We start from the raw sequence: 24,745 nt of genomic DNA, 5'->3' as shown, positions 1-24,745 counted from the left end.
TCGTCCGTCCTTCAACCGTGACGATCGTGGTGAGCGCAGGCCGTTCAACCGCGATGAGCGTCCGGGTGGGGAGCGTCCGTCGTTCAACCGTGATGAGCGTCCGGGTGGGGAGCGTCGTTCGTACGGTGACCGTGACCAGGCCCGTAGCCGTTACGGTTCGCGTCCCGACAGCGGCGAGCGCAGGCCCTTCAACCGTGATGATCGTGGTGAGCGCAGGCCGTTCAACCGTGACGACCGTCCGGGTGGGGAGCGTCGTTCGTACGGTGACCGTGACCAGGCCCGTAGCCGTTACGGTTCGCGTCCCGACAGCGGCGAGCGCAGGCCCTTCAACCGAGATGACCGTGGTGAGCGCAGGCCCTTCAACCGAGATGACCGTGGTGAGCGCAGGCCGTTCAACCGTGACGACCGTCCCGCCGGCGGCTACCGGGGAGACCGCGATGGTGAGGGGTCACGCACCCGTTACGGCCGGGATGACCGGCCCGGTGGCCGTGACGAGGCTCCCAGCCGCCAGCGTGAGGAATTGCCCGAGCTTGCCCCGGACATCACCGCGGAGGAGCTCGACAAGGAGATTCGCGAGGAGCTCCGTTCCCTCCCGCTCGACCTCGCGGAGCTGATCTCTCGCCACCTCGTGGCAGCCGAGAGGGCTCTGGGCGAGGACGACGCGGAGCGGGCGTACGAGCACACCAAGGTCGCCCGCCGCTTCGCGGCCAGGATCGGAGTGATCCGCGAGGCCGTCGGCATCGCGGCCTACCATGCCGGCCACTTCTCCGAAGCACTCAGTGACCTGCGTGCGGCCCGCCGGATGACGGGTTCTGACTCGTTCCTGCCGATCATGGCGGACTGCGAGCGTGGCCTCGGCCGCCCCGAGCGCGCCCTCGACCTGGTCCGCTCCAAGGAGGCCGAGCGGCTCGACCGCGTCGGCAAGATCGAGCTCGCCATCGTGGAATCCGGCGCCCGGCGTGATCTCGGCCAGAACGATGCCGCGGTCATCACCCTCCAGCGCCTTCCCGAGTTGCGCGACACGCGTCCCCAGCCCTGGTCGGCCCGTCTCGCCTTCGCCTACGCCGACGCGTTGTTCGAGGCGGGTCACGAGGGGCCCGCCACCGAGTGGTTCGGCCGGGCGATGGCTTTCGACGAGGACGGCGAGACCGATGCGGCCGAGCGTTACGCGGAGCTGACCGGGGCCGTCATCGAGGATCTCGAAGAGGACGACGAGTTCGAGGACGAGGAAGCCGTCGACGACGACCGCTTCCTGGGCGACGCCGATGACGACGCCGATGATGATGACGATGACGAGATCGACGCCGACGACGTCATCGACGAGGACGACGAGGTCGACATCGACGACGCGGCGACTCTGGACGCGGACATCGAGGACGAAGACGATCTCTACGAGGAGGCGTTCGGCACGGGAAGGCCCGTGATCGGTGACGCCCTGGACAACGGCGCTCCTGACGCGAACGGAACGGCGGGTATCGAGCGGAAGATCCAGGAGAAGGAGGGAAAGGCCGACCTGGCTGTCGAACCGGCCTTCATCGAACCTGACTTCGGCGACATTCTCCGCGACGCCCCCGATATCCACGACGATCGGGACGAGGCCGACGAGCAGGGCCAGAATCGCCGGAGCAAGCCCGAGGAGAAGTAGCTCCCCGGGGGACTTCGCCGTATTTCGGGTGAACGGGCGAACGGCCCGTTCACCCGAAATGGCGATTCCAGTGCGGTCCTGGGCCTGAGGGACGCGTCCTTACGACTCTGTCCGGTCCAGCCAGTGCAGGATTCCAGCCACGTTGGACGGGGCGCCGCTCAGCAGTTCGAACTGCTCGGCGGTGGCCTCGTCCGCCTTCAGCGCCGCATAGCGGTCACGGGTCCGCTCCCTGACCATGGCCACCGCGTGGTCCAGGTCCATGGCCTGCGCGCGGGCCTGACGGGTCAGGTCGACCCAGACGCGCAACTCCTCGGCGGAGCGTCCCAGAATCTCTTCCACGTCCGTGACCGGCCCGTAGTGGCTGAAGAGCAGCCGTTGCGGGCCCAGCGCCTTGAACAGGGCGATCGAGTCCAGCGCGGTCCGCAGGTCGAAGTCCGGCGGGGGCGTGGCGGGGCGTAGGTCGCCCGTCTCCGGAAGGTAGACCCCGGCCGCGTCGCCGACGTAGAGGTCACCGGTGCCGGAGTCGATGAGCCCCACGTGATGTTTGGCGTGTCCCGGGGAGTAGTGGCTGCTCAGCGTGCGTCCGTTGCCGAGGTCGACACTGCCTGTGTCGCCTAGCGCGCGAATTCGTGAGGCTTCGGTGGGGGAGAGTTCGCCGAACAGGGTGTCCAGCTTGTCGCCCCAGACCATTCGCGCGCTGGCCATCAGCCTGGACGGGTCGGCGAGATGCCGGGCGCCTTTCTCGTGAACCACGATCTCCGCATCCGGGTAGAAACCGGCGATGTCCCCGACTCCGCCCGCGTGGTCCAGGTGAATGTGCGTGACAACGACCGTGGCGAGATCCGCCGGGCCGACGCCCAGCGAGGTCAGGGCGTCGCGTACCACGGGAGCCGAGGTGGAGGTACCCGTCTCCACCAGGCAGGGCCGATCTCCGAGAATCAGGTATCCGGCCGTGATACTGGAGTATCCGGCCATCCTCGTGTCGATCTCATAGACGTCTCCGCCGAGGGCGGTGATGTTGTCCACAGGTCACCTCATAACTGGAACCGGCGTCCCCAGAACGGTATTCGGCCATTCCGGTGCAGCTCACATCGTAGAGAGTCGTCCTCGGTCGCTCGCTTCCGTACGCGAAGAAAGGTGTCGCAGGCAAGCGACCCGGTACCGCTTGTGAGGGCCGCTGAGCTGTCGTCTCCGGGGTGAATGTGTGATCCCGGTCACTGTTCGGACCTCCAGGAGCCAGAGACCTCGGAGTCGCTCAAAGCCCCGGCTTCCTGGGGGGCCGGACCGCTCGTGGGCGGGCTCTGGGCCGAAGTGCTGAGCAGGCGCAGGACCAGGCCGGTGCGGGGCTTGGGGCCGAAGGAGGTGGACTTGCGGGGCACCCGTTCTCCCCGGGCCGCGATCGCGAGCACGTCCTCGACCGCCAGCGGGCGCAGCAGCACCGCCGTCCCGCCGGAGGCCCGCGCGAGCTGTGTGGCGGCCTCCGGATCGTGGTGGACGACGCGCACCGAACGCTCGTCGTCCCGCATCCCCCACACCTTCGGCAGGAGGAACTCCGCGAGGATGGAGGTGTTCAGCGCCCGCCATCCGGCCGAGCGGTCGGTCGGCATGGCGTGCGCGAGCCGGTCGGGGTCGGGGTCGGTGAGCAGGTAGGTGGGGCCCCCGCCGGACAACAGGTAGGCCGGTCCGGTGCTCTCCTCCAGCGCGGCCAGCCCCTCGGCCAGGCCCGCGTGCTCCCGTACCTGCCAGGAGCCCCTGGCCTTGGCCAGCGCCTCCCCGAGCGGCAGTTCGGGAATGACCCGATGGATGGCCTTCAGATGCGGGGGGTAGGCGCCGGAGTCCACCAGGAGTGCGAGACCGAAATCCCAGGGCCCGGGCTCTGCGGGCCTTGAGGCGTGGTGTTCCCGCTGGAGTTCGAGGTAGGTGGCGTAGCGGTGGTGCCCGTCGGCGATCAGGGCCTGGCGAGGGCGGAGATCGGCGTTGATGGAGGCGAGCTCACCGGTGTCGGTGACGGCCCACAGCCGGTGTCTGACCCCGTCGCCGGTCACCGCCTCCGCCAGCGGAGGCCGGGATGTGGCGGTCCGGTCGACGAGGCGGGTGGCGGCGCCGCCCGCGCCGTCGTAGAGCAGGAAGATCGGCTCCAGGTTGGCCTCCGTGGTGCGCATCAGCGCCAGCCGGTTGGCGACCGGTCCGGGCATCACGTTCTCGTGCGGCAGGACGATGTGCTGGTCCGGCCCCGCCAGGCCCACGTCGCCGATGAGTCCGCGCTGCAGGATCTCGGGCCCGGACTGCTCGTAGACGTAGATCGCGGGTGTCTCGTCGGCGGCCAGCACTCCGGAGGAGAGCCACTCCTGAAGCTTCTCCCGCGCCTCGGCGTACCTGGGCTGGTCGATGCCGGGAAGGATCAAACGCACCACGTTGTTGGGGTGGGTGTCGAGCAACTCCCGTACGCCCGCCTCGTCGATGAGATCGTAAGGCGGTGAGGTGACCCCGGCCAGATCGTCGACCGTGAACCGTACGCCGCGGAACGGGCGTAGCACCAGCCCGCCGGGTACCGGCAGTTCAGGATTCGCCATAGAGGGCATGCTGCCATAAAGGCCTGAAACGGCCGGGCGCCGTCTCGAGGCTGCGGTGGTGCCCGGTCCCGTCAGGGAGTCGGCCAGATCTGTCGTCTGTCGATGAAGGAGGCCTCACACAATGGTCCAAGGACGTAGCGGTCCGTCTGATTCCCCCAACCCCGAGACGGGCGCTCCGGTCGGGGACGTCTACGAATGGTTTCAACGAGGGATGAGGTTGCTGGCCGAGGGGAGCCCGGCGGCGGCTGCCGCGCTGCTGGAGCGGGCGGCCTACGCGGAGCCGGAGTCCCGGAGCATCCGTGAGGCTCTCGCCCGGGCGCAGTTCAACTCCCGGCAGTACGCCGACGCGGTCGACAGCTTTCGCTGGATCATCGATGCGAATCCAGCCGAGGACTACGCGTATTTCGGTCTCGGGCTCGCCCTGTGGCGGACCGGGGACATGGAGGGAGCCCAGGAGCCGCTGGCCATCGCCGTCGCGATGCGGCCCGACCAGCGGCACTACGTCTCCGCTTTGAAAAGCGTGCGCGCCACGTTACGGGCCCGCCGGATGTGATCCGTATGTGATCTGTGCGAGCAATGGAACGTGGGTGATGAAATAGGCCAGTGGACACGAACGTGCTGATCGACCTGTACGACACCCTCCTCCTTGATCTCGATGGGGTGGTGTATCTCGGGCGCGACGCCGTACCCGGGGCGCCCGAGGCGCTACGCCGGGCGGCGGAGCGTGGCGTGCGCCTCGCCTATGTCACCAACAACGCCTCACGCACCCCCGGCGCCATCGCCCAGCACCTGAGCGCGCTGGGCGCTCCGGCGACCCCCGACGACGTCGTCACCTCCGCCCAGGCCGCCGCACGGCTCGTGGCCGAGCGGGTCGAACCGGGTGCCGCGGTGCTGGTGGTCGGCGGGATGGGACTGCGCACCGCGTTGCGCGCCCATGGTCTGCGCCCGGTCAGCACCGCCCTGGACAGCCCGGTCGCGGTCGTCCAGGGCATAGCCCCCGACCTCTCCTACGGCCTGCTGGCCGAGGGGACACTCGCGGTGCGGGAGGGGGCGCTCTTCGTGGCCGCGAACGCCGACTCGACCATGCCGACCGGCAGGGGCGAGTTTCCCGGCAACGGCGCGATGGTCAGGGTCATCGCCACGGCGACCGGGGTGGAGCCGATCGTCGCGGGCAAGCCCGAGCCGCCCCTGCACCGGGAGTCGATGCTCCGTACCGGATCGCGGCGGCCCCTGGTGGTCGGCGACCGGCTCGACACCGACATCGAGGGGGCGACCAACGCCGGAGTCGACAGCCTGCTGGTTCTGACGGGGGTGGCGAGCGCGCTCGACGTGCTGACCGCCGCCCCCCGGCACCGGCCGACCTATGTCGCCGGCGATCTGTCCGCACTGCACCGGCCCTATCCCGAGGTACGGCGGGCCGGGGACGGGTGGACCTGCGACGGGTGGACGGCCCGCTGGGAGGGGGGTGCCCTCGCCCTTGAGGGTGGAGGTGAGCCGCTCGACGGCCTCCGCGCCGCCTCAGCCGCGACCTGGGAGGCCGCGGGGGAGGGCCGGGCGGACGAGGACGCGGTGAAGGCGGCACTCGACTCCGCGCTCTCGTCCGCCGGCTGAGAGGGCCACCTTCGTCCAGGCGGCCTCTCCCCTCAGGTGATCCCGCTCTCGGGCGGGATCCTCAGAGAAGCTTGCGCAGGCGGAGAAGGTCTCCGAAGCTGGCGTCGACCCTGACCCGGCCGCCGAACACGGCCCGTCCCATGTCGAGTTCCCCGTTGACCAGGGCGACGAGATCATCGCTGCCGATGGTCAGCTTCACCTCGGCCTCCCTGCCGTCGTCCGAGGGCTGATCCTCGAAGGGGCCGAGGCCGCCGTGGTGGATGCGACCGTAAAAGGTCACGCCGAGATCCTTGATGTGGCAGCTGATACTGCGCTCGACCACGTGCTTGGCGCGGCTTGCCTGGTCAACCTCGTCGAACTGCTCGCCGAGTTTGCGCAGTGCCGCCCGGCACTCGTCGACGGTCGCCATCGCGTGGCGCTCCCTTCTCTTCCGGACCGGCCTGAATCCCTTTCAGGTACGGACGGTAGCGTTCCACATGGGTACGGCATGCAATCCGGCGCGGGGGTGTGCCGGGAAAGAGGCGTACACCGCGGCGTACGAAACCCCGAGGAGGGTGCGCTTGGGCGGCCGCCGACCTTAACGAGATGACAACGCGCGAGACCCCCGCGATAGTTCGCGCTTTACCCAGCTTTGAAGAACCCGCTCTCCTGACCCACGCCGGGGCGGAGGGAGGCGGGCGGCGACGGAACCGGGAAGGCCCGCCGGGGCGACGGGGGACGAGGGTTCCGATACGGTCGGGGAATTCACGGGCACGGGGCCGGTGAGCGTCGCGTTCGTGCGGCGGCAAGGGGCGCCGAGACGGCCGAGGCGGCCAGGAGAGGATCCGGAGGGGGCGCATGACGGACCTGCTTGAGGAGACGGGCGACGAGCGGGCGGACGCCGCGCTGGGCGGGCTCGCCCGGCTCGGCGCCCTGCCCGTCTCCGCGCACGCGGACGTCTTCGAGGAGGTGCTCACCGGACTGGAGCAGGCGCTCGCCTCGGTGAACGACGTCCCGGACCGGCACCCGTGAGCCGGCGGGCACGCCTCGACAGCGAACTCGTCCGCAGGAGGCTGGCGCGGTCCAGGGAACAGGCGGCCCAGCTCATCGAGGCCGGCCGGGTCAGCGTCGGCGGCCGGGTGGCGGCCAAGGCGGCGACCCAGGTCGACACCGCCTCGGCCATCGTGGTGGTGGAGGCGGCCGAGGGCCCGGACTACGTCTCGCGAGGGGCGCACAAGCTCCTCGGCGCGCTGGAGGCATTCGGCCCCCTCGGCCTCACGGTCGCCGGGCGCCGCTGCCTGGACGCCGGTGCCTCCACCGGAGGCTTCACAGACGTGCTGCTGCGCGGCGGTGCGGCCCATGTGCTGGCCGTCGACGTCGGCTACGGCCAGCTCGCGTGGTCACTGCGGACCGACGACAGGGTCACGGTCATGGAGCGGGTCAACGTCAGGGACCTGACGCCGGACATGGTCGGCGAGGCGCCCACCCTGGTCGTCGGAGACCTCTCCTTCATCTCGCTGCGCCTGGTGCTGCCCGCCCTGGTGCGCTGCGCCGCCGAGCGGGCCGATTTCGCGATGCTGGTCAAGCCCCAGTTCGAGGTCGGCCGGGAGCGGGTCGGCGCGGGCGGCGTCGTCCGCGACCCCGCGCTCCGCGCGGAGGCCGTGCAGGACGTGGCCGAAGCCGCGCGGGCGCTCGGCCTGACCGTGCGAGGGGTCACCGCCAGCCCGCTGCCCGGCCCGTCGGGCAACGTCGAGTACGTCATCTGGCTGGGTAAGGGAGAGGGGGCTCCGCCGGTCGCCGACCTCGGCGCCGAGATCGAGCGAGCGGTGGCGGAGGGCCCCCGGTAGCAGGCGACCCGGGAGAGCGCGACCTGACATCCTGCCCGGAGCCGAAACTCGGGGCACCCACACTGGAAGAGCTGAGTTGGACTTCCTCCCCAGAGCCAGAGCTCGGGGTCTCCACGCTCGAGGAGATGAGATGACTGCCAAGCGCGTCGTGCTGGTCACCGCGCACACCGGCCGGCCGGCGGCCGTCGACAGCGCCCGGATGGTGATCCAGCGGTTCCTGGACGCCGGGTTGACCGTGCGCGTCCTCAGCGCCGAGGCCGACGAGATCGCCTGCGCCGGGGCCGACGTGGTGCCCGCCGGTTCGGCGGCGGTCGACGACGCCGAGATGATGATCGTGCTCGGCGGCGACGGGAGCCTCCTGCGGGCGGCCGAGTTCGCCCGCCCGGCCGGCGTGCCGCTGCTGGGGGTGAACCTCGGACACGTGGGCTTCCTGGCGGAGGCCGAGGTGGAGAACCTGGCGGTCGCGGTCGACAGCGTGGTGGAAGGTCGCTACGACGTCGAGGAGCGGATGACCATCGAGGTCACCGCCCGCCTCAACGGCAAGTTGCTGGCCGACAGCTGGGCGCTGAACGAGGCCACCGTCGAGAAGAGCGAGAGAATGCTCGAGGTGGTCGCCGAGATCGACGGGCGCCCGTTGTCGCGCTGGGGGTGTGACGGGGTGATCTGCGCCACGCCGACCGGTTCCACCGCGTACGCCTTTTCCGCGGGAGGGCCGGTTGTCTGGCCCGAGGTGGAGGCGCTGCTGCTGGTGCCGATCAGCGCCCATGCGTTGTTCTCCCGGCCCCTGGTGGTCTCGCCCCGCTCCAGGCTCGCGCTGGAGGTCCAGACGGAGACCGCGGGAGCGGTGCTGTGGTGCGACGGGCGCCGCAGGTTCGACCTGCCCGCCGGGGCGAGGGTGGAACTGCGGCGGGCCGAGCTACCGGTACGACTGGCTCGGCTGCACGGTCTGGAGGACACGGGCGCGCCGTTCACCGACAGGTTGGTCGCCAAGTTCGATCTCCCTGTACAGGGGTGGCGCGGACGGGTGAGGCCCTAGTACGGCAGGGCGGGTGACGTCTCAAGCGCGTAGGATCGTGCCCGCGCACCGCACTGATGTTCGGTGAATTCGATGTGACGGGAGGGACCAGTGCGACCTAGGGTCGAGGAGGTCCGCATCCAGGGGCTCGGCGTGATCGACGAGGCCGTCCTGGTGCTATCGCCGGGATTCACCGTGGTCACGGGCGAGACGGGTGCGGGCAAGACCATGGTGGTGACCGGTCTGGGGCTGCTGTTCGGCGGCCGGGCCGATCCCGCCCGGGTCCGTCCCGGCTCCGAGCGGGCCACCATCGAGGGCACACTGATCGTCGACCCGGCGGGGCGGGTCGCGCAGCAGGTGCAGGACGTGGGCGGTGAGGTCGAGGACGGCGAGTTGATCATCTCTCGGACCGTCTCCGTCGAGGGGCGCAGCCGCGCCTGGCTGGGGGGGCGCACCGTCCCCGTCGGCACGCTCACCTACCTGGCCGAGGACCTGGTGGCCGTGCACGGCCAGATGGACCAGCAGCGGCTGCTGCAGCCCGGCCGCCAGCGCGCCGCTCTCGACCGCTACGCGGGCGAGGAACTGGTCAAGCCGTTGCGCGCCTACGAGCAGGCGTACAAACGGCACAGGAAGATCGCGGAGCAGCTGGCCGAGCTGACCACCAGAGCCAGGGAGCGCGCCCAGGAGGCCGACCAGCTCAGGTTCGGGCTCGGTGAGATCGAGAGGGTCGACCCCAAGGCCGGCGAGGAGACCGGGCTGCGCGAGGAGGAGGAACGGCTCTCCCACGCGGACTCCCTCCGGAGTGCCGCCGAGACGGCGCACCGGGCGCTGCTCGGTGACCCGATGTCCGGTGAGCAGGCCATGCCGGACGCCATCGCGCTGGTCGGCGAGGCCCGCACGGCGGTCGAGGCGGTGCGCGACTTCGACCCGGCGCTCGCCGGGATCGCCGAAAGGCTCGCCGAGGCGGGGTACCTGATCTCCGACGTCGCCACCGAGCTGGCCGCGTACGCCGAGTCGATCGACGCGGATCCGGGTCGGCTCGCGGCGGTGCAGGAGCGGCGGGCCGCGCTCATCCATGTCATCCGCAGGTACGGCCAGGACACCGCCGAGGTGCTCGCCTGGGCCGCTCGGGCCGCCGCACGCGTCGCGGAGCTCGACGGTGACGACGACCGCATCGGTGAGCTCACCCGCGAGCACGAGGAGCTCACCGGGCGCCTCACCGAGCTGGCCACCGACCTGACCCGGGTCAGGTCGGTGGCCGCGGAGCGCTTCGGGCAGGCCGTGACCGAGGAGCTCACCGCGCTGGCCATGCCGCACGCCAGGGTGGTGGTCACCATCGTCGCCGCCCCCGAGTTCGGCCCGCACGGTGTCGACGAGGTCGAGCTGCGGCTGTCGCCGCACCCCGCCTCGCCGCCCCTGCCGCTGAACAAGGGCGCCTCGGGCGGCGAGCTGAGCCGGGTGATGCTCGCCATCGAGGTGGTGTTCGCCGGGGCCGACCCGGTCCCGACGTTCGTCTTCGACGAGGTCGACGCGGGCGTGGGCGGCAAGGCCGCGGTGGAGATCGGCCGCAGGCTGGCGCGGCTGGCCAGGACCTCCCAGGTGATCGTCGTCACCCACCTTCCGCAGGTCGCGGCCTTCGCCGACCAGCATCTCGTCGTGGAGAAGGCCGATGACGGGAGCGTGGTGCGGAGCGGCGTGATCGCCCTCGACAAGGACGGCAGGGCGCGGGAGCTGTCCCGCATGCTCGCCGGGCTCGAGAACTCCGAGCTGGGCCGCGCGCACGCGGAGGAGCTCCTGTCGATCGCGGCCGCGGACAAGGCGTGACCGGACGCCTCCGGAAGGAGAGACGAGGGAGTAAGTAGCGGTTTGAAAGAGTAATCCGTATGTTCCGGGGGAGCAGGTGACGGGGGTCACGGGTGACGTATCTGACACGCTGCCGACTGTTTGGCTCTCCTGGTCGTTCACTCTGGCAGGATGGTCGTGATGAAGGTGCCGATTGACGGGCTTCAAGACAGGCTCACCGGGTACCTCCGCCGCAGGAAGGTCACGGACCTTCCCGGGGTGACGGCAGTGGCGAGAATCGATCGGCGGACCAAGAGGCTGACCAAGCGCCTCAGGGCCGGGGAAATCGCGATTATCGATCACGTTGACGTTGACCGGGTTAGCGCGGAGGCGCTTGTCGCGTGCGGTGCGGCAGGCGTCGTCAACATCGCCGCGGGCATCAGCGGCCGTTACCCCAACCTGGGCCCGCAGATCATCGTTGACGCCGGAGTGCCGTTCGTGGACAACGCCACCTCCGAGCTGTTCGAGCGGATCAAGGACGGAGACCTGGTCCGGCTGCACGAGGGCGTCGTCTACCTCGACGAGGAGACGGTCGGCAAGGGCGACGTGCAGACCCCCGAGTCCGTCGAGGCCGCGATGACCGAGGCGCGGGCCGGGCTGACCGTGCAGATCGAGGCGTTCGCGGCCAACACCATGGAGTACGTCCGCCGCGAGCGTGACCTTCTCATCGACGGGATCGGCGTTCCCGACATCCGGACCGTCATGGAGGGCAGGCACGTCCTCATCGTGGTGCGCGGCTACCACTACAAGGAGGACATCGCCGCCCTCCGCCCCTACATCCGTGAATACCGCCCGGTCATGATCGGGGTGGACGGCGGGGCAGACGCGCTGCTGGAGGCCGGTTACCTGCCGGACATCATCGTCGGCGACTTCGACTCGGTCTCCACCAAGGCGCTCACCACCGGTGCCGAGCTGGTCGTGCACGCCTACCGCGACGGCAGGGCGCCGGGGCTGGAACGGGTCCAGCAGCTCGGTCGCAGCGCGGTGATCTTCCCGGCGATCGGTACCAGCGAGGACATCGCCATGCTGCTCGCCGACGACAAGGGCGCCGACCTCATCGTCGCCGTCGGCACCCACGCGACGCTGGTGGAGTTCCTCGACAAGGGGCGCTCCGGCATGGCCAGCACCTTCCTCACCCGCCTGCGGGTGGGCAGCAAGCTCGTCGACGCAAAGGGCGTCAGCCGGCTCTACCGCAGCCGGATCTCCACCCCGTCCCTGCTCCTGCTCGTCGCCACCACGCTGATCACCATGGGAGTGGCGATCGTCGTCTCTCCGGTGGGCAAGATCTGGCTGGACAGCGTCCGCGACGTCTGGAGCAGCTTCATCTTCTGGCTGGTCGGACTCTTCTCGTGATCGATTTCCGCTATCACCTCGTCTCCATCGTCGCGATCTTCCTCGCGCTGTCGGTGGGCATCGTGCTGGGCACCACCCTCCTCGAAGACCCCGTCATCAAGGCGAGCGAGGGCCTGGCCAACCAGCTCCGCGAGGGCAACAACGAGCTCCGCACCCAGGTGGAGGCCCTGCAGAGGCGAGAGGCGGGCAACGACGCCTTCGTGGCCGCCGACACCCCCCGGCTGGTCCAGGACGCGCTCGTGGGCAAGCGGGTCGTGGTCGTCGAGGCACCGGGCGCCACGGTGAGCGTGCGTGAGTCGGCGCAGCAGGTGATCGAGGAGGCCGGGGCGATCGTGACCGGCCGGATCACCCTCACCGAGAGGTACATCGATCCCACCCAGACGGGTTTCGTCGACAAGCTGGCCGTCGGGGCCAAGGCCGCCGAGACCGTCTTCCCCGTCGAGGGCACGGCATACGACAAGGCGGCCCAGGTGCTCGCCGACGCGATCGTGACCAGCGACCCCGTCCAGGCGGGCAAGGAGCACCCGGCCGGCGTGGGCATCCTCGACGCCTTCCAGCGCGCCGGTCTGCTCACCATCACCGACGACCCCGCCAAGCGCGCGGAACTGGCCCTGATGATCGCCCCCGCGGAGGCGTACACCGGAGAGACCGCCGCCGGGCGGGCGAGCGCGCTCGTGGCACTGGCGCTGGGCCTCGACGAGGTGGGCCAGGGCACGGTACTGGCCGGTACGCAGACCTCCGCCGCGGCCGGTGGGATCATCACCGCGCTCCGTGAGGAGACCTCCTTCACGGAGAAGGTCTCCAGTGTCGACACCGCGGATATGCCCGCGGGGCGGGTCGTGGTGGTCTACGCTCTCCGAGAGCAACTGGCCGGGCTCGCCGGTCAGTACGGCATAGGCTCCGGCGTCTCTGGTATCAAGCCCAGCGCGACGCCCACCCCCACGGCCGTCACGGCCACCTCCGGAGGATGACCCGATGGCTCGTCGTGCTTTTCTCGGTGCCCTCACCGGTGCGCTCCTCGGCGCGGTCGCCGCGCGTGCCGCGTACGCGGCCTTCACCCGCAGGCCTCCGGTCGGCGATGTGGAGACCTGGGCGCGCACGAACCACAGGGGCGAACCGATCACCCTGCTCGAGGGCCCGGCGTTCGTCGCCGGCGCCGGTGCCGCGGCGGCCGTGATCCCCGGCCTGACCGGCAGGGCCCGGGCGGCGGCGCTGCTGGCCGCGGTGGGGGCCGGCGGCCTCGGTGCCTACGACGACCTGTACGGCGCGACCTCCTCCAAGGGATTCAAGGGGCATCTGAGCGCCCTGGCCAAGGGGGAGGTCACCAGCGGGGCCGTGAAGATCCTCGGTATCGGTGCGACCGGCCTGGCCGCCGCGGCCGCCACCTCTTGCGCGCCCCTCGACGTCGCCGTCAACGGCGCGCTGATCGCCGGGAGCGCCAACCTGGCCAACCTCTTCGACCTGCGTCCCGGGCGTGCCGTCAAGGTGGGCCTGCTCGCCGGCGCATCCCTGCTCGCCGCGGCTCTGCTCAGGGACGACCCGGTCCCGGCCACCCTGGCCGCGCTTCCCATGGGCGCCGCCGCCGCGCTGCTGCCCGAGGACCTCGGCGAGCGGGCCATGCTCGGCGACGCGGGGGCCAACGCGCTGGGCGCGCTTGTCGGCCTGGCCGCCGCCGTCACCCTGGGCCGTCCGGGACGCCTGGCCGTGCTCGGCACAGTGGTCGCGCTGACCGCCGCCTCGGAGAAGGTCAGTTTCACCAAGGTGATCGCGGGCAACCCTGTCCTGCACCGCTTCGACATGCTGGGCCGTCGTCCCGTGGAGCAGGCACCCGCCACCCGATGAGCAGCAGGATCGCCCAGGGGATCGCGGGAGCGGCACTTCTCATCGGGATCGTGACCGTCCTGGCCCGGCTCGTCGGGTTCGGCCGCTATCTCGTCCAGTCGCAGACCGTCGGCAACCTCTGCCTGAGCACCGCCTACAACACCGCCAACTACGTGCCCAACATCGTCTTCGAGCTGGTGGCGGGCGGCGCGCTGGCCGGGATGGTGGTGCCGGTGCTGGCCTCGGCGGCCTCCAGGGCCGACGACGACCCCGAGGCCAGAGCGGAGGCCGGCCAGATCACCTCGGCGCTGCTCACCTGGGTGATGCTCGTCATGGTGCCGCTGGCACTGCTCATCGTGGCGTTCGCCGGGCCGATCGTCGCGCTGCTGGTGGGCGACCCCGCTCCGTGTGACCTGGCCGAGGTCGTCGAGGTCGGCACCGGCATGCTCGTCGTCTTCGCCCCTCGCATGATCTTCTTCGGGCTGGCAGTGGTCCTGTACGGCGTGCTCCAGGCACACCGGCGGTTCATGGGCCCGGCCCTGGCGCCGCTGGTCTCCAGCCTGCTCATCGTCGGCTCCATGCTGCTGTTCGAGGCGCTCAACGGGACGGCCGCCAAGGACCTGGCGGACCTGACCGCCGCGGGGCAGCTCTCGCTCTCCCTCGGCGCGACCGTCGCCGCCGCCGCGATGGTGCTCACCGTCGTCGGCCCGGTGGCCAGACTCAGGCTCAGGTTGCGGCCCACCCTGTCGTTCCCTCCGGGGGTCGCCGCCCGGGCGCGGCGACTCGCCACGGCGGGCATCGCCGTGCTGATCGCGCAGCAGGTCACGCTGATCGTCGTCATCTTCCTGGCCAACAACCTGGGCGGCGAGGGGGCGCTGGGCGTCTACACCTACGCCTGGGCGCTGTACCAGCTGCCGTACGCGGTGCTCGTGATGCCGATCGCCACCAGTTCCTTCCCGGTGCTCTCCACCAGGGCGCAGGAGGGTGACCTGGCCGGGTTCAACGCCCTGACCTCGGCCACGACGCGGACCGTGCTGCTGGTGACGGGGCTCGCGGCCGGGGTGATGGCGGCGGTCGCCGTGCCGGTGTCGCGGGTGTTCCTGGAGGGAAGCCCAGGTGGAGCGCTCGCCGAGACCGAGATGGCCAGGGCGGTCGCGCTGTTCGCGCCAGGTGTGGTCGGGTACGCGCTCATGCTGCACCTCGCCCGCATCCTGTACTCCTGCGGCTTGGGCCGGTCGGCGGCCGCCGCCTCGGTGGCCGGATGGGCCGTCGCGCTGGTGGCCCAGGTCGGGCTCGCCCACGCCGCCGCGGATCCGGCCGACGTGGTCGGGCAGCTGGCACTGGGCAGCACGATCGGCATGACCGTCGGCGGGCTGCTGCTGGCCCTCGCGGTGTTGCGCGCCAGGGGGAGGGCCGCGCTGGAGGGTACGCCGCGTACCCTCCTGGCGGCCCTGGTCGGCGGTGTCGCGGCCTGGGGGGCGGGCCTGGCCCTGGTCAACACTTTCGGGGCGGTGTCCAAGCCGGCCTACGTGGCGGTCGGACTGGCCGCCGCGACGGCCGGGGTGGCCGCGTTCGCGGCCGTGGCGATGATGGTCGACAGGCGAGACGCCCGGGCGCTGCTGGCACGACTGCGCGGGGGGCCGGTGAAGGAGGGGAGCGGTTTTGACGGTTGATCAGGGGACGCGCGTGGCGTTCGTGCTGGGAACGAGCGAGGGAGGGGTCGGCAGGCACGTCGCCATGCTGGCCGGAGGGCTGGTGCGCGGCGGCCACCGGGTGGTCGTGGCGGGCCCCCCGAGCACGGAGCGGGCCTTCGGGTTCGCCGCCCGCGGCGCGCGCTTCGTGCCGGTGCCGATCTCCGACCGGCCCCGCCCACTCGACGATCTACGGGCGGTCATGGCGCTCAGGACGCTGCGCGGGGCGCATGCCGTGCACGCCCACGGGCTGAGAGCCGGGGCGCTGGCGGCGATCGCGCTGGCCGGAACCGGAACCGGCCTGGTGGTGACCCTGCACAACGCCGCGACCGCGGGCGGCGTGGTCGGCGCGGTCTACGGCCTCCTGGAACGGATCGTGGCCCGCCGCGCCGACCGGATCCTGGTCGTCTCCCCCGATCTGGGGGAGCGGATGGCCCACCTGGGGGCCAGGGGTGTCGAGGCCGCCGTGGTCCCGGCGCCCGCGCTGCCTCCTTCCGGGCGCGCGGCCGGGGACATCCGGCGGGAGCTCGGTACGGGAGAGCGGGTGATCTTCCTGACGGTCGCCAGGCTCGCCCAGCAGAAGGGCCTGGAGACCCTGCTCGATGTGGCGAAGGCGCTGCCGGAGGTTCGCCGGGACGCGGAGCACGCGTCGGGGCCGGTGTTCCTGGTGGCGGGGGAGGGGCCGCTGCGAGCGGAGTTGCAGGAGCGGATCGACCGGGAGAACCTGCCGGTACGGCTGCTCGGTGCCCGTACCGACGTGGGGGACCTGCTCGAGGTGGCCAGGGCACTGCTGGTGCCGAGCCGCTGGGAGGGGCAGCCGCTCACCGTGCAGGAGGCCCTGCGGGCGGGTACGGCGGTCATCGCCACCGCGGTGGGGGGCATTCCGGCGATGGTGGGTGAGGCGGGGCTGCTGGTGCCGTACGGGGACGTCGCGGCGATGCGCGACGCGGTCGCGAGGATGCTCGCCGACGACGGTCTCGCGGAGGAACTGGCCGCTGCCGCCGCCAGGCGAGGCCGTGGGATGCCGGGTGAACCGGAGGCGCTGAAGGCGGTGCTCGCGGTCTACGCCGGGCTTTCCCCAAGGGGCTGAAAGGACCCGTTCGCGGTCCGCGCCAGATTTCCGAAGGGGGTTTGGCGCCTGGCGGCGGGCGAGGCCGGAAGCCCGATGGAACAGGCGGAGAGGTCGTGATGTTGGATTAGGCGCCACCATGCCGGAGACCTATACTGGCGTGTTTAGGGGGGGAGTATCCCTTCGCGGCAGTCTCGTCATCACGGTGTTGTCTCGCTCCACGAGGCCCCCGGGGCTGTCGGTCCGCGCTTCGACATATCTCAGTCGATGCCTCATGCGGGCGGGAGAGACCTCCGGCAGTCTGTCGTGCGCGCCGCCGGAGGTTTATCAGTTGTGATTGTTCCTGTCTGGGCATGGTTGGCCGTTATCGGCGGTTTGCTCATCGTTCTCGCCTTCGATCTGTGGATCGTCGACCGGGGCGAGCCGCGGGAGTTCTCCCTCAAGCAGGCCGGGTTCTGGGTCGGTTTCTACGTCACCCTCGCGGTGATTTTCGGTATCGTATTGTGGATCTTCGCGGGACCCACCTCCGCGGGACAGTTCTTCGCCGGCTATATCACCGAGTACAGCCTGAGCGTCGACAACCTTTTCGTCTTCTACATCATCATGACCCGCTTCGCGGTGCCGAAGATCTACCAGCACAAGGTGCTGCTGATCGGCATCCTGATGGCGCTGGTCATGCGCAGCATCTTCATCGCCCTCGGCGCCGCCGCCCTGTCCAACTTCGGCTGGCTGTTCTACGTCTTCGGCCTGTTCCTGATCTACACCGCGGTCCAGCTCGTCCGCCAGTTCGGCCAGGAGGAGGACCTGCAGGAGAACGCGGTCCTGCGCTGGGCCCGGCGGGTGCTGCCGCACACCGACGACTACGTGGGTTCCAAGGTCGTCGTCAAGGTCAACGGCAGGCGCATGGTCACCCCGCTGCTGATCGTCATGATCGCCATCGGCACCACCGACCTGCTGTTCGCGCTCGACTCGATTCCGGCGATTTTCGGCCTGACCACCGACGCCTTCATCGTCTTCACCGCGAACGCGTTCGCGCTGATGGGTCTGCGCCAGCTCTACTTCCTGCTGGGAGGTCTGCTCCAGCGGCTGGTCTACCTCAGCTTCGGTCTCGCGTTCATCCTCGGTTTCATCGGGGTTAAGCTGATCCTTGAGGCGCTGCACTCCAGTGGCGTCTCCTGGGCTCCCGAAGTGCCGATCTGGGTGTCACTGTCGGTTATCGTCGTCACGATGGTCGTCACCACCGCGATCAGCCTGGCGAAGGTCCGGCGTGATGCTCGTGCAGGCAAGGAAAACACCACCCCGGCGAGTGTCGAGCAGGGCTAGCGAATCGGCGTGTGAGGCGCTTTGCTTGTCTCATTGCGCCTTATAAGGGCTAAGAGATGGGTAACATCCTGCCCCAGAGCGGGTAGACATACCGGTCTAATGCCGCAAGACATCACAAAAGGTTCCCTGTGTCCCACGATTCAGTAAGCCACCGGCCAGGTCCGCTGGGCCTGGCACGTGGCGTCTCCCCGTGGTTGCTCCCGACCGTGGCCGCCGCCACCGTGACCGCCCTGCTCAGCCGCCGTGACCGGCGCTGGGCGCTGGCGGCGGTTCCGCTGACCGCGCTCACCGGTGGGATGCTCTGGTTCTTCCGCGATCCGGATCGGACTCCGGGCACCGGGCGGATCCTGTCGCCCGCGGACGGTGTGGTGCAGAGCATCGATCCATGGCCGGACGGCCGGACCAGGGTGGCGATCTTCATGAGCCCACTCGACGTGCATGTCAACCGGGCGCCACTGGCCGGCACGGTCACCTCGGTGGAGCACGTTTCCGGGGGGTACCTGCCCGCGTTCAACAAGGACAGCGACACCAACGAGCGGGTCGTCTGGCACCTGGACACCGCGCTCGGCGACATCGAGTTCGTCCAGATCGCCGGCGCGGTCGCTCGCCGCATCGTGCCCTACGTGGCCGAGGGGGCGAAGGTCGCCAGAGCCGAGCGGATCGGCCTGATCAGGCTTGGCTCGCGGGTCGACGTCTACCTCCCCGAGGGGATCGCCCCGGCTGTCTCGGTGGGACAGCGGACCGTCGCGGGGGTGACCGGTCTTGACCACGGCTGACGCGAGCTGGCCGATGGACGAGACGGACGACGAGCCGCGAGGGCCCGTGGGCAAGGCGTTCCGCCTGTCGGCCGCCGACTCCCTCTCGCTTGGCAACGCCCTCTGTGGCTTCCTGGCGGTCTGCGTGCTCTCCTGGTCGGCCATCAACGCGCTGCAGGAGGGCAAGCCCTTCGCGGCCGACCCCCGGTTCTTCGGCACCGCCGTGGTGCTCCTGCTGATCGGTGCCACCTGTGACCTGTTCGACGGCCTGGTGGCCAGGAAGTTCCGCGCCTCGGCCATGGGCGCCGAGCTGGACAACCTCGCCGACGTGATCAGCTTCGGCTTCGCCCCCGCCTTCATGGTGGTCATCTGGGCGGGGTTCAATCAACAGATCCCGTTCCTGCTGGTGATGACCGCGGCGGCGTCCGTGCTGCTGGCCGGGGTCATCCGGCTGGCGCGTTTCGCCTGCGTGAAGACCAAGAGCGGCGACTTCATGGGCCTGCCCATCCCGATGGGCGCCATGACCGTGGTCTCGGTCGTACTGCTGTTCCCCCCGTCGACCTGGACGATCCTGCCCATCTTCGGCGTGGCGTATCTCATGGTGAGCCGGATCGAGTACCCCAAGCCCAAGGGCAACGTGGCCGCCGGGGTGCTCGCCTGGATGATGATCAATGTTGCCTGCCTGACCATCTGGGTCGCGGGCCTGGCCGGCGGCGACACACTGATCAAGGTCGGGGCCGTCATGCAGATGACGATCGTGGCGGCCATCCCGCTGCGTGTCCTGATGTTCAAGCGGGAGAAGCGCAAGGAGCAGCGCAGGGCGTCCGCCGAAGTCGGCTGACCGCCGGAACCGCCCGCCGGGACCGGCGGTCCCCGCGGGCGGAGGATCCCCGGCGGCGCGGGCGGCGAGACCTCCGCGCCGCGAGCGTCACCAGCCCCGCTCGCGCCACTCGGGCAGGCTGGGGCGCTCGGCGCCGAGCGTGGTGTCCTTGCCGTGGCCCGGATAGACCCAGGTGTCGTCCGGCAGCCGGTCGAAGATCCGCTCTGACACGTCGGCGAAGAGCTGGGCGAACCGCTCGGGATCCTTGTTGGTGTTGCCGACGCCGCCGGGGAAGAGCGAGTCGCCGGTGAACAGGTGGCCGGGGTGGTACAGGGCGATCGAACCCGGGGTGTGCCCGCGCAGGTGGATCACCTCCAGGCCGACCTCGCCGACGGTGATCTCCTCGCCGTGCCCCACCTCCAGGTCCACCGGCACCGGCAGCCCCGGCGCGTCGAGCGGGTGGGCGATCACCGAGGCGCCGGTCGCTCTGGCGACCTCCTCCAGGGCCTGCCAGTGGTCGCCGTGCTGGTGGGTGGTGATGATCTTGCTGATCGGCCGGTCACCGATGAGCTCCAGCAGCCGGTCGGGCTCGGCGGCCGCGTCGATGAGCGCGCCGTCACCGGTCCGGGTGCAGCGGAGCAGGTAGGCGTTGTTGTCGAACGGGCCGACGGCCAGCTTGGCGATCGTCAGGCCGGGCAGCTCACGCAGGTCTGCGGGGCCGCCGACCTGCACATCACCGGTGTACGTCACGGGTTCTCCTCGGATGGTGTCACGGCAGGGCGGGGCGCGGGTGGTGCCCGCCCCCACCCTCATCATTGCCGCCCGGCGGGTGGTGCGGGGCATAAGGGGGGTGTTCCCACTGTTGAAACCGGGGACGACCTGCCACATCCAAGGGAAGACCGTACTCTGGAGAGGGCGGGGAACCCCTGAGCTCCGGACGCCGGCCCGGAAAATTGTCGGTCCCTCTCGCTAGTCTTCCCGCGACCGCTTCCAACCCTCTAAATCGACGTCGGGACTACTGTGGCTGACCGCCTCATCGTGCGTGGTGCACGTGAACACAACCTCAAGGACGTCTCGCTGGACCTCCCGCGAGACTCTCTGATCGTCTTCACCGGGCTGTCCGGCTCGGGCAAGTCCAGTCTGGCCTTCGACACGATCTTCGCCGAAGGCCAGCGCCGCTATGTCGAGTCACTGTCGGCCTACGCGCGGCAGTTCCTCGGGCAGATGGACAAGCCCGATGTCGACTTCATCGAGGGTCTCTCACCCGCGGTGTCGATCGACCAGAAGTCGACGAGCCGCAACCCGCGCTCCACGGTCGGCACGATCACCGAGGTCTACGACTACCTGCGCCTGCTCTGGGCGCGCATCGGCAAGCCGCACTGCCCCCAGTGCGGGCGGGCGATCGCCAGGCAGAGTCCCGAGCAGATCGTCGACCGGGTGATGGAGCTCCCCGAGGGCACCCGCTTCCAGGTGCTCGCCCCGGTGGTCCGCGGCCGCAAGGGCGAGTACGCCGAGCTTTTCAGCCAGTTGCAGGCCAAGGGCTTCGCCCGTGCCCGCGTCGACGGCACGGTGGTCCGGCTGGATGAGCCGCCGACGCTGAAAAAGCAGGAGAAGCACGACATCGAGGTGATCGTCGACCGCCTGGCGGTGAAGGAGGGCGCGAGCAGCCGCCTGACCGGCTCGGTGGAGACCGCCCTGCAGCTGTCGGGCGGGACGATCACCCTGGAGTTCGTCGACCTGCCCGAGGACGACCCGAACCGTGAGCGCTTCTACTCGGAGCACCTCTACTGCCCCTACGACGACCTGTCGTTCGAGGAGCTGGAGCCCCGCTCGTTCTCGTTCAACTCGCCCTTCGGCGCCTGTCCCGAGTGCACGGGCCTGGGCGTCCGCATGGAGGTCGACCCCGACCTGATCGTGCCCGACCCGGAGAAGCCGCTGGGCGAGGGCGCGATCTCCCCATGGGCCGGGGGTCACACCAGCGACTACTTCGTCCGCCTCGTCGAGGCGCTCGGCCTGAACATGGGGTTCAGCCTCGACACCCCGTGGGAGCGGCTGCCGAAGAAGGCGCAGAAGGCCCTGCTCTACGGTCACGACGAGCAGGTCCACGTCCGCTACAGCAACCGCTACGGCCGAGAGCGCTCCTACTACACCACCTTCGAGGGGGCCATCCCCTGGGTGCAGCGTCGCCACGGTGAGTCCGACAGCGACGGCATGCGCGAGAAGTACGAAGGCTACATGCGGGAGATCCCGTGCCCGGCCTGCGAGGGAGCCAGGCTCAAGCCGGTCTCGCTGGCCGTCACGGTCGACGGCCGCTCGATCGCCGAGGTCTCGGCGATGTCGATCGGCGACTGCGCGACGTTCCTGGCGGGGCTGACGCTGTCGGACCGTGACATGCACATCGCCGAGCGGGTGGTCAAGGAGATCAACGCCCGGATGGGTTTCCTGCTCGACGTGGGCCTCGACTACCTGACCATGGACCGGGCCTCAGGCACCCTCGCGGGTGGTGAGGCACAGCGCATCCGGCTCGCCACCCAGATCGGCTCCGGCCTGGTCGGTGTGCTGTACGTGCTGGACGAGCCCTCCATCGGCCTGCACCAGCGCGACAACCAGCGGCTGCTGGAGACCCTGATCAGGCTGCGCGACATGGGCAACACGCTCATCGTGGTCGAGCACGACGAGGACACCATCGCCGCCGCCGACTGGGTGGTCGACATCGGCCCGGGGGCGGGCGAGCACGGCGGCCAGGTCGTCGTCTCCGGCACCGTGGCCGACCTGCTGGCCTCGGAGGAGTCGATGACCGGCGCCTACCTGTCCGGCCGCAAGACCATCGCCATCCCTCCCGTACGCCGCAAGCGCGACAGGAAGCGGCAGCTCACCGTGAAGGGCGCCCGCGAGCACAACCTCAAGGGCGTCGACGTGGAGTTCCCCCTCGGGCTGCTGACCGCGGTCACCGGGGTCTCGGGGTCCGGCAAGTCCACCCTGGTCAACGACATCCTCTACAACGCGCTGGCCAAGGAACTGAACGGCGCGCGCACCGTCCCCGGCCGGCACGCGCGGGTCAACGGGATGGACCTGGTCGACAAGGTCGTGCATGTGGACCAGTCGCCGATCGGCCGCACGCCCCGTTCCAACCCGGCGACCTACACCGGCGTCTTCGACAAGGTCCGTGACCTGTTCGCGCAGACCACGGAGGCCAAGGTCCGCGGTTACCAGAAGGGGCGCTTCAGCTTCAACGTCAAGGGCGGCCGGTGCGAGGCGTGCTCGGGAGACGGCACCCTCAAGATCGAGATGAACTTCCTGCCGGACGTCTACGTGCCCTGTGAGGTCTGCCACGGGGCGCGCTACAACCGGGAGACCCTGGAGGTCCATTACAAGGGCAAGACGATCTCCGAGGTGCTCGACATGCCGATCGAGGAGGCCCTGGGCTTCTTCGACTCCATCCCGTCCATCAAGCGCTACCTGCAGACGCTTTACGACGTCGGCCTGGGGTACGTCAGGCTCGGCCAGCCCGCCACGACCCTGTCCGGCGGTGAGGCCCAGCGCGTCAAGCTCGCCTCCGAACTGCAGCGCCGCTCCACCGGTCGGACGATCTACGTGCTCGACGAGCCCACCACCGGCCTGCACTTCGAGGACATCCGCAGGCTGCTGGGTGTGCTGGGCAAGCTCGTCGACGGCGGGAACACGGTCATCGTCATCGAGCACAACCTCGACGTGATCAAGACCGCCGACTGGCTGATCGACATGGGCCCCGAGGGCGGCTCCAGGGGAGGCAGCGTGCTCGCCGTCGGCACGCCCGAGGACGTCGCCCTGGTCGACGAGAGCCACACCGGCCGCTTCCTGCGCAAGATCCTCGGCACCTGAAGGCCGGATTCAGGGCCGGGCTCCCCCGTCAATACCCTTGACGCGGGAGCCCGGTTCTGACGGGGATGACGTTGCGAGAAGGGCCGCAATGAGCATGCAGGAAACCTCCGCCATGCCTGCGCGCAGGCAGGTGATCGCCGCCGCGGGGGCCGTGGCGTGCGGGGCGGCGCTGGCCGGGTGCGGCAGCGGGGAGCCCGCCGCCGCCATCGTACCGCCGGGGATCAAGGGGAAGGTCATCGCGAGGACCGCCGACATCCCGGTGGGCGGCGGCAAGGTGATCACCAAGTGGAAGATCGTGATCACCCAGCCGACCTCTGGGGCGTTCAGGGCGTTCACGGCGAGCTGCCCGCACCGGGGGTGCGCGGTCGGGAGGGTCGGGGACGGCGTCATCCGCTGCCCCTGCCACGGCAGCGAGTTCGCCGCCGACTCCGGCAAATGCCTCAAGGGCCCGGCGGAGGCGCCGCTGGTCCAGTACGCGCTGAAGGTCGAGGGTGACGGGATCATCGTGGTCTGACGATTCGCGCCGTCTTCTCCTCCGGGGGGCGGATTTGTCGAGCTCGTCGGGCTCATCGGGGCCGAAATCCGCGATGAGGGTTTCCAGGGGGATTCTCCGGATGATCCAGAAAGAGCGCCAAGGGGGTAATTCTTCACAGTCTCCTGACACGGCGTACGGCATGCTGAACCGTCATCGGGGTGCCAGCCGTACCTGAAGATGACGATCCTGGAGGAGATGCATGACTGAGACGACACGTCGTACGGTGATATTGGGTGCCGGAGGGGCCGGGGTGGCCGCGGTGCTGACCGCGTGCGGGAGCTCGGAAGAGCCCGCGGCGAGCGGCGGTGACGCCTCGTCGACCGCGTCCTCGCAGGCGCCGGAGGCCGGCGCGGGCGACTCAGGGGCGAACGCCCTGGCCAAGACCGCGGACATCCCCGAGGGGGGTGGCAAGGTCTTCAAGGACCAGAAGATCGTGATCACCCAGCCGGCCGCAGGCCAGTTCAAGGCGTTCAGCTCCGTCTGCACCCACCAGGGATGCGACGTGGACAAGGTCGTGGACGGCACCATCGACTGCCCGTGCCACGGCAGCAAGTTCAAGATCGCTGATGGTTCCGTGGCGGACGGCCCGGCCTCGAAGCCGCTGGAGGAGAAGGCGATCAAGGTGGACGGCGACTCCATCAGCCTCGCCTGAATCCGGTCATGGCTCCGCCGCCGGAAGGTTCGCCCCGGCGGAGAGGCCGCGCGTCACAGGTTCTTCGGGCGGGGTAGGACGTGCCGTGTGCGCGGGGGAGTGATCGGGGCTGCCCGGCCCGCGCACACGGCGGGCCCGGCCGGCGGGCCGGGCGCGGGAATCCCCGGCTTTCGAGCTTCGCGACCTCTGTGTCCCGCGTCGGATGACGACATCGGACACCGACCGGCGGCGATGGGCCGCCAGGGTCTTTTGAGCCTGGCGGACGTCAGGTGGTGATCCGTCCGCGACGGCGCGAGTCCGCGGGCGGAACCGTGCCGGGAAAAGCGTAAGGAAACCTGTCGGTCCGGGCCGAT

General features: G+C 70.1%; 22 protein-coding genes. 18 read left to right on the top strand and 4 right to left on the bottom strand.

Going from position 1 to position 24,745, the window contains the following annotated elements:
* Positions 1-1,645: hypothetical protein (locus ACWD3H_RS08660; RefSeq protein WP_451954535.1), on the top strand; the 1,645-nt coding region annotated here is incomplete at its 5' end.
* Positions 1,646-1,744: 99 nt separating this feature from the next.
* On the opposite strand, the gene ACWD3H_RS08655 is transcribed toward ACWD3H_RS08660, so the two are convergent.
* Together ACWD3H_RS08655 and ACWD3H_RS08650 are read right to left on the bottom strand one after the other, a co-directional pair.
* On the bottom strand, positions 1,745-2,671 hold the full coding sequence (locus ACWD3H_RS08655) for an MBL fold metallo-hydrolase (protein ID WP_350966144.1): 927 nt from the start codon (positions 2,669-2,671) through the stop codon (positions 1,745-1,747).
* Between the two features lie 188 nt (positions 2,672-2,859).
* Positions 2,860-4,218, bottom strand: a complete 1,359-nt coding sequence (locus tag ACWD3H_RS08650) for a DUF1015 family protein (RefSeq protein WP_451954534.1) — start codon at positions 4,216-4,218, stop codon at positions 2,860-2,862.
* A gap of 121 nt (positions 4,219-4,339) precedes the next feature.
* Here ACWD3H_RS08650 and ACWD3H_RS08645 point away from each other — a divergent pair, with 121 nt between their 5' ends.
* Together ACWD3H_RS08645 and ACWD3H_RS08640 are read left to right on the top strand one after the other, a co-directional pair.
* Positions 4,340-4,771, top strand: a complete 432-nt coding sequence (locus ACWD3H_RS08645; protein ID WP_343968972.1) for a tetratricopeptide repeat protein — start codon at positions 4,340-4,342, stop codon at positions 4,769-4,771.
* 50 nt (positions 4,772-4,821) lie between these two features.
* Positions 4,822-5,829, top strand: a complete 1,008-nt coding sequence (locus ACWD3H_RS08640) for an HAD-IIA family hydrolase (protein WP_451954533.1) — start codon at positions 4,822-4,824, stop codon at positions 5,827-5,829.
* Positions 5,830-5,890: 61 nt separating this feature from the next.
* Here ACWD3H_RS08640 and ACWD3H_RS08635 read toward each other — a convergent pair whose 3' ends face one another.
* A complete protein-coding gene (locus tag ACWD3H_RS08635) occupies positions 5,891-6,238 on the bottom strand; it encodes an SCP2 sterol-binding domain-containing protein (protein ID WP_355554932.1) in 348 nt (115 codons plus the stop codon).
* Between the two features lie 428 nt (positions 6,239-6,666).
* Between ACWD3H_RS08635 and ACWD3H_RS08630 the strand changes: the two genes are divergently transcribed.
* The 12 genes from ACWD3H_RS08630 (at position 6,667) to pssA (ending at position 19,365) form a co-directional block, all read left to right on the top strand.
* Entirely contained in the window at positions 6,667-6,840 is a 174-nt protein-coding gene (locus ACWD3H_RS08630) for a hypothetical protein (RefSeq protein ID WP_350966147.1), read from the top strand.
* Positions 6,837-7,655, top strand: a complete 819-nt coding sequence (locus tag ACWD3H_RS08625; RefSeq protein WP_350918723.1) for a TlyA family RNA methyltransferase — start codon at positions 6,837-6,839, stop codon at positions 7,653-7,655. The genes ACWD3H_RS08630 and ACWD3H_RS08625 overlap by 4 nt, the downstream gene beginning before the upstream one ends.
* 130 nt (positions 7,656-7,785) lie before the next feature.
* The gene (locus tag ACWD3H_RS08620; RefSeq protein WP_343968981.1) at positions 7,786-8,691 is read left to right on the top strand and encodes an NAD kinase; all 906 of its coding nucleotides are present in this window, start codon (positions 7,786-7,788) and stop codon (positions 8,689-8,691) included.
* Between the two features lie 90 nt (positions 8,692-8,781).
* Positions 8,782-10,494 (top strand): DNA repair protein RecN, encoded by a 1,713-nt coding sequence (recN, locus tag ACWD3H_RS08615; RefSeq protein ID WP_451954532.1) that lies wholly within the window; start codon positions 8,782-8,784, stop codon positions 10,492-10,494.
* A gap of 159 nt (positions 10,495-10,653) precedes the next feature.
* Positions 10,654-11,865, top strand: a complete 1,212-nt coding sequence (gene steA, locus ACWD3H_RS08610; RefSeq protein ID WP_451954531.1) for a putative cytokinetic ring protein SteA — start codon at positions 10,654-10,656, stop codon at positions 11,863-11,865.
* Positions 11,862-12,836 carry a copper transporter gene (locus ACWD3H_RS08605; protein ID WP_355554942.1) on the top strand — a complete coding sequence of 325 codons (975 nt, stop codon included), beginning with the start codon at positions 11,862-11,864 and terminating at the stop codon, positions 12,834-12,836. Before steA ends, ACWD3H_RS08605 begins: the two co-directional genes overlap by 4 nt.
* 4 nt (positions 12,837-12,840) lie before the next feature.
* The gene (locus ACWD3H_RS08600; RefSeq protein ID WP_451954530.1) at positions 12,841-13,707 is read left to right on the top strand and encodes a hypothetical protein; all 867 of its coding nucleotides are present in this window, start codon (positions 12,841-12,843) and stop codon (positions 13,705-13,707) included.
* Complete coding sequence (gene murJ, locus ACWD3H_RS08595; protein ID WP_451954529.1) at positions 13,704-15,359, top strand: murein biosynthesis integral membrane protein MurJ; 1,656 nt, start codon at positions 13,704-13,706, stop codon at positions 15,357-15,359. The genes ACWD3H_RS08600 and murJ overlap by 4 nt, the downstream gene beginning before the upstream one ends.
* On the top strand, positions 15,349-16,467 hold the full coding sequence (locus ACWD3H_RS08590) for a glycosyltransferase family 4 protein (RefSeq protein ID WP_451954528.1): 1,119 nt from the start codon (positions 15,349-15,351) through the stop codon (positions 16,465-16,467). The genes murJ and ACWD3H_RS08590 overlap by 11 nt, the downstream gene beginning before the upstream one ends.
* Before the next feature lie 312 nt (positions 16,468-16,779).
* Positions 16,780-17,769, top strand: coding sequence for a TerC family protein (locus ACWD3H_RS08585; protein ID WP_451954527.1), 990 nt, complete (start codon positions 16,780-16,782; stop codon positions 17,767-17,769).
* Between the two features lie 128 nt (positions 17,770-17,897).
* Entirely contained in the window at positions 17,898-18,545 is a 648-nt protein-coding gene (locus ACWD3H_RS08580) for a phosphatidylserine decarboxylase (protein ID WP_350918746.1), read from the top strand.
* A complete protein-coding gene (gene pssA / locus ACWD3H_RS08575) occupies positions 18,532-19,365 on the top strand; it encodes a CDP-diacylglycerol--serine O-phosphatidyltransferase (protein WP_350918749.1) in 834 nt (277 codons plus the stop codon). Before ACWD3H_RS08580 ends, pssA begins: the two co-directional genes overlap by 14 nt.
* 87 nt (positions 19,366-19,452) lie before the next feature.
* On the opposite strand, the gene ACWD3H_RS08570 is transcribed toward pssA, so the two are convergent.
* Positions 19,453-20,094 carry an MBL fold metallo-hydrolase gene (locus tag ACWD3H_RS08570; RefSeq protein ID WP_451954526.1) on the bottom strand — a complete coding sequence of 214 codons (642 nt, stop codon included), beginning with the start codon at positions 20,092-20,094 and terminating at the stop codon, positions 19,453-19,455.
* Positions 20,095-20,364: 270 nt separating this feature from the next.
* On the opposite strand from ACWD3H_RS08570, the gene uvrA reads away from it, so the two are divergent.
* From uvrA to ACWD3H_RS08555, 3 genes are all read left to right on the top strand, one after another.
* Positions 20,365-23,205, top strand: coding sequence for an excinuclease ABC subunit UvrA (gene uvrA, locus ACWD3H_RS08565; RefSeq protein WP_350918755.1), 2,841 nt, complete (start codon positions 20,365-20,367; stop codon positions 23,203-23,205).
* Between the two features lie 88 nt (positions 23,206-23,293).
* Complete coding sequence (locus tag ACWD3H_RS08560) at positions 23,294-23,719, top strand: Rieske (2Fe-2S) protein (protein WP_451954525.1); 426 nt, start codon at positions 23,294-23,296, stop codon at positions 23,717-23,719.
* A gap of 220 nt (positions 23,720-23,939) precedes the next feature.
* Complete coding sequence (locus ACWD3H_RS08555) at positions 23,940-24,392, top strand: Rieske (2Fe-2S) protein (protein WP_355554957.1); 453 nt, start codon at positions 23,940-23,942, stop codon at positions 24,390-24,392.
* Positions 24,393-24,745: the final 353 nt, after the last annotated feature.

This window comes from Streptosporangium sp. NPDC002607 (assembly GCF_053592655.1).
Note: the sequence above shows the minus strand (reverse complement) of the source record. Positions and strands in the feature narration are given on the sequence as shown.

Excerpts from the sequence above, each read along its gene's own strand:
- ACWD3H_RS08650 (WP_451954534.1), bottom strand. The coding sequence starts at position 4,218 with ATGGCGAATCCTGAACTGCCGGTACCCGGCGGGCTGGTGCTACGCCCG.
- ACWD3H_RS08645 (WP_343968972.1), top strand. The coding sequence starts at position 4,340 with ATGGTCCAAGGACGTAGCGGTCCGTCTGATTCCCCCAACCCCGAGACG.
- ACWD3H_RS08635 (WP_355554932.1), bottom strand. The coding sequence starts at position 6,238 with ATGGCGACCGTCGACGAGTGCCGGGCGGCACTGCGCAAACTCGGCGAG.
- ACWD3H_RS08630 (WP_350966147.1), top strand. The coding sequence starts at position 6,667 with ATGACGGACCTGCTTGAGGAGACGGGCGACGAGCGGGCGGACGCCGCG.
- ACWD3H_RS08620 (WP_343968981.1), top strand. The coding sequence starts at position 7,786 with ATGACTGCCAAGCGCGTCGTGCTGGTCACCGCGCACACCGGCCGGCCG.
- steA (WP_451954531.1), top strand. The coding sequence starts at position 10,654 with ATGAAGGTGCCGATTGACGGGCTTCAAGACAGGCTCACCGGGTACCTC.
- ACWD3H_RS08600 (WP_451954530.1), top strand. The coding sequence starts at position 12,841 with ATGGCTCGTCGTGCTTTTCTCGGTGCCCTCACCGGTGCGCTCCTCGGC.
- murJ (WP_451954529.1), top strand. The coding sequence starts at position 13,704 with ATGAGCAGCAGGATCGCCCAGGGGATCGCGGGAGCGGCACTTCTCATC.
- ACWD3H_RS08560 (WP_451954525.1), top strand. The coding sequence starts at position 23,294 with ATGAGCATGCAGGAAACCTCCGCCATGCCTGCGCGCAGGCAGGTGATC.
- ACWD3H_RS08555 (WP_355554957.1), top strand. The coding sequence starts at position 23,940 with ATGACTGAGACGACACGTCGTACGGTGATATTGGGTGCCGGAGGGGCC.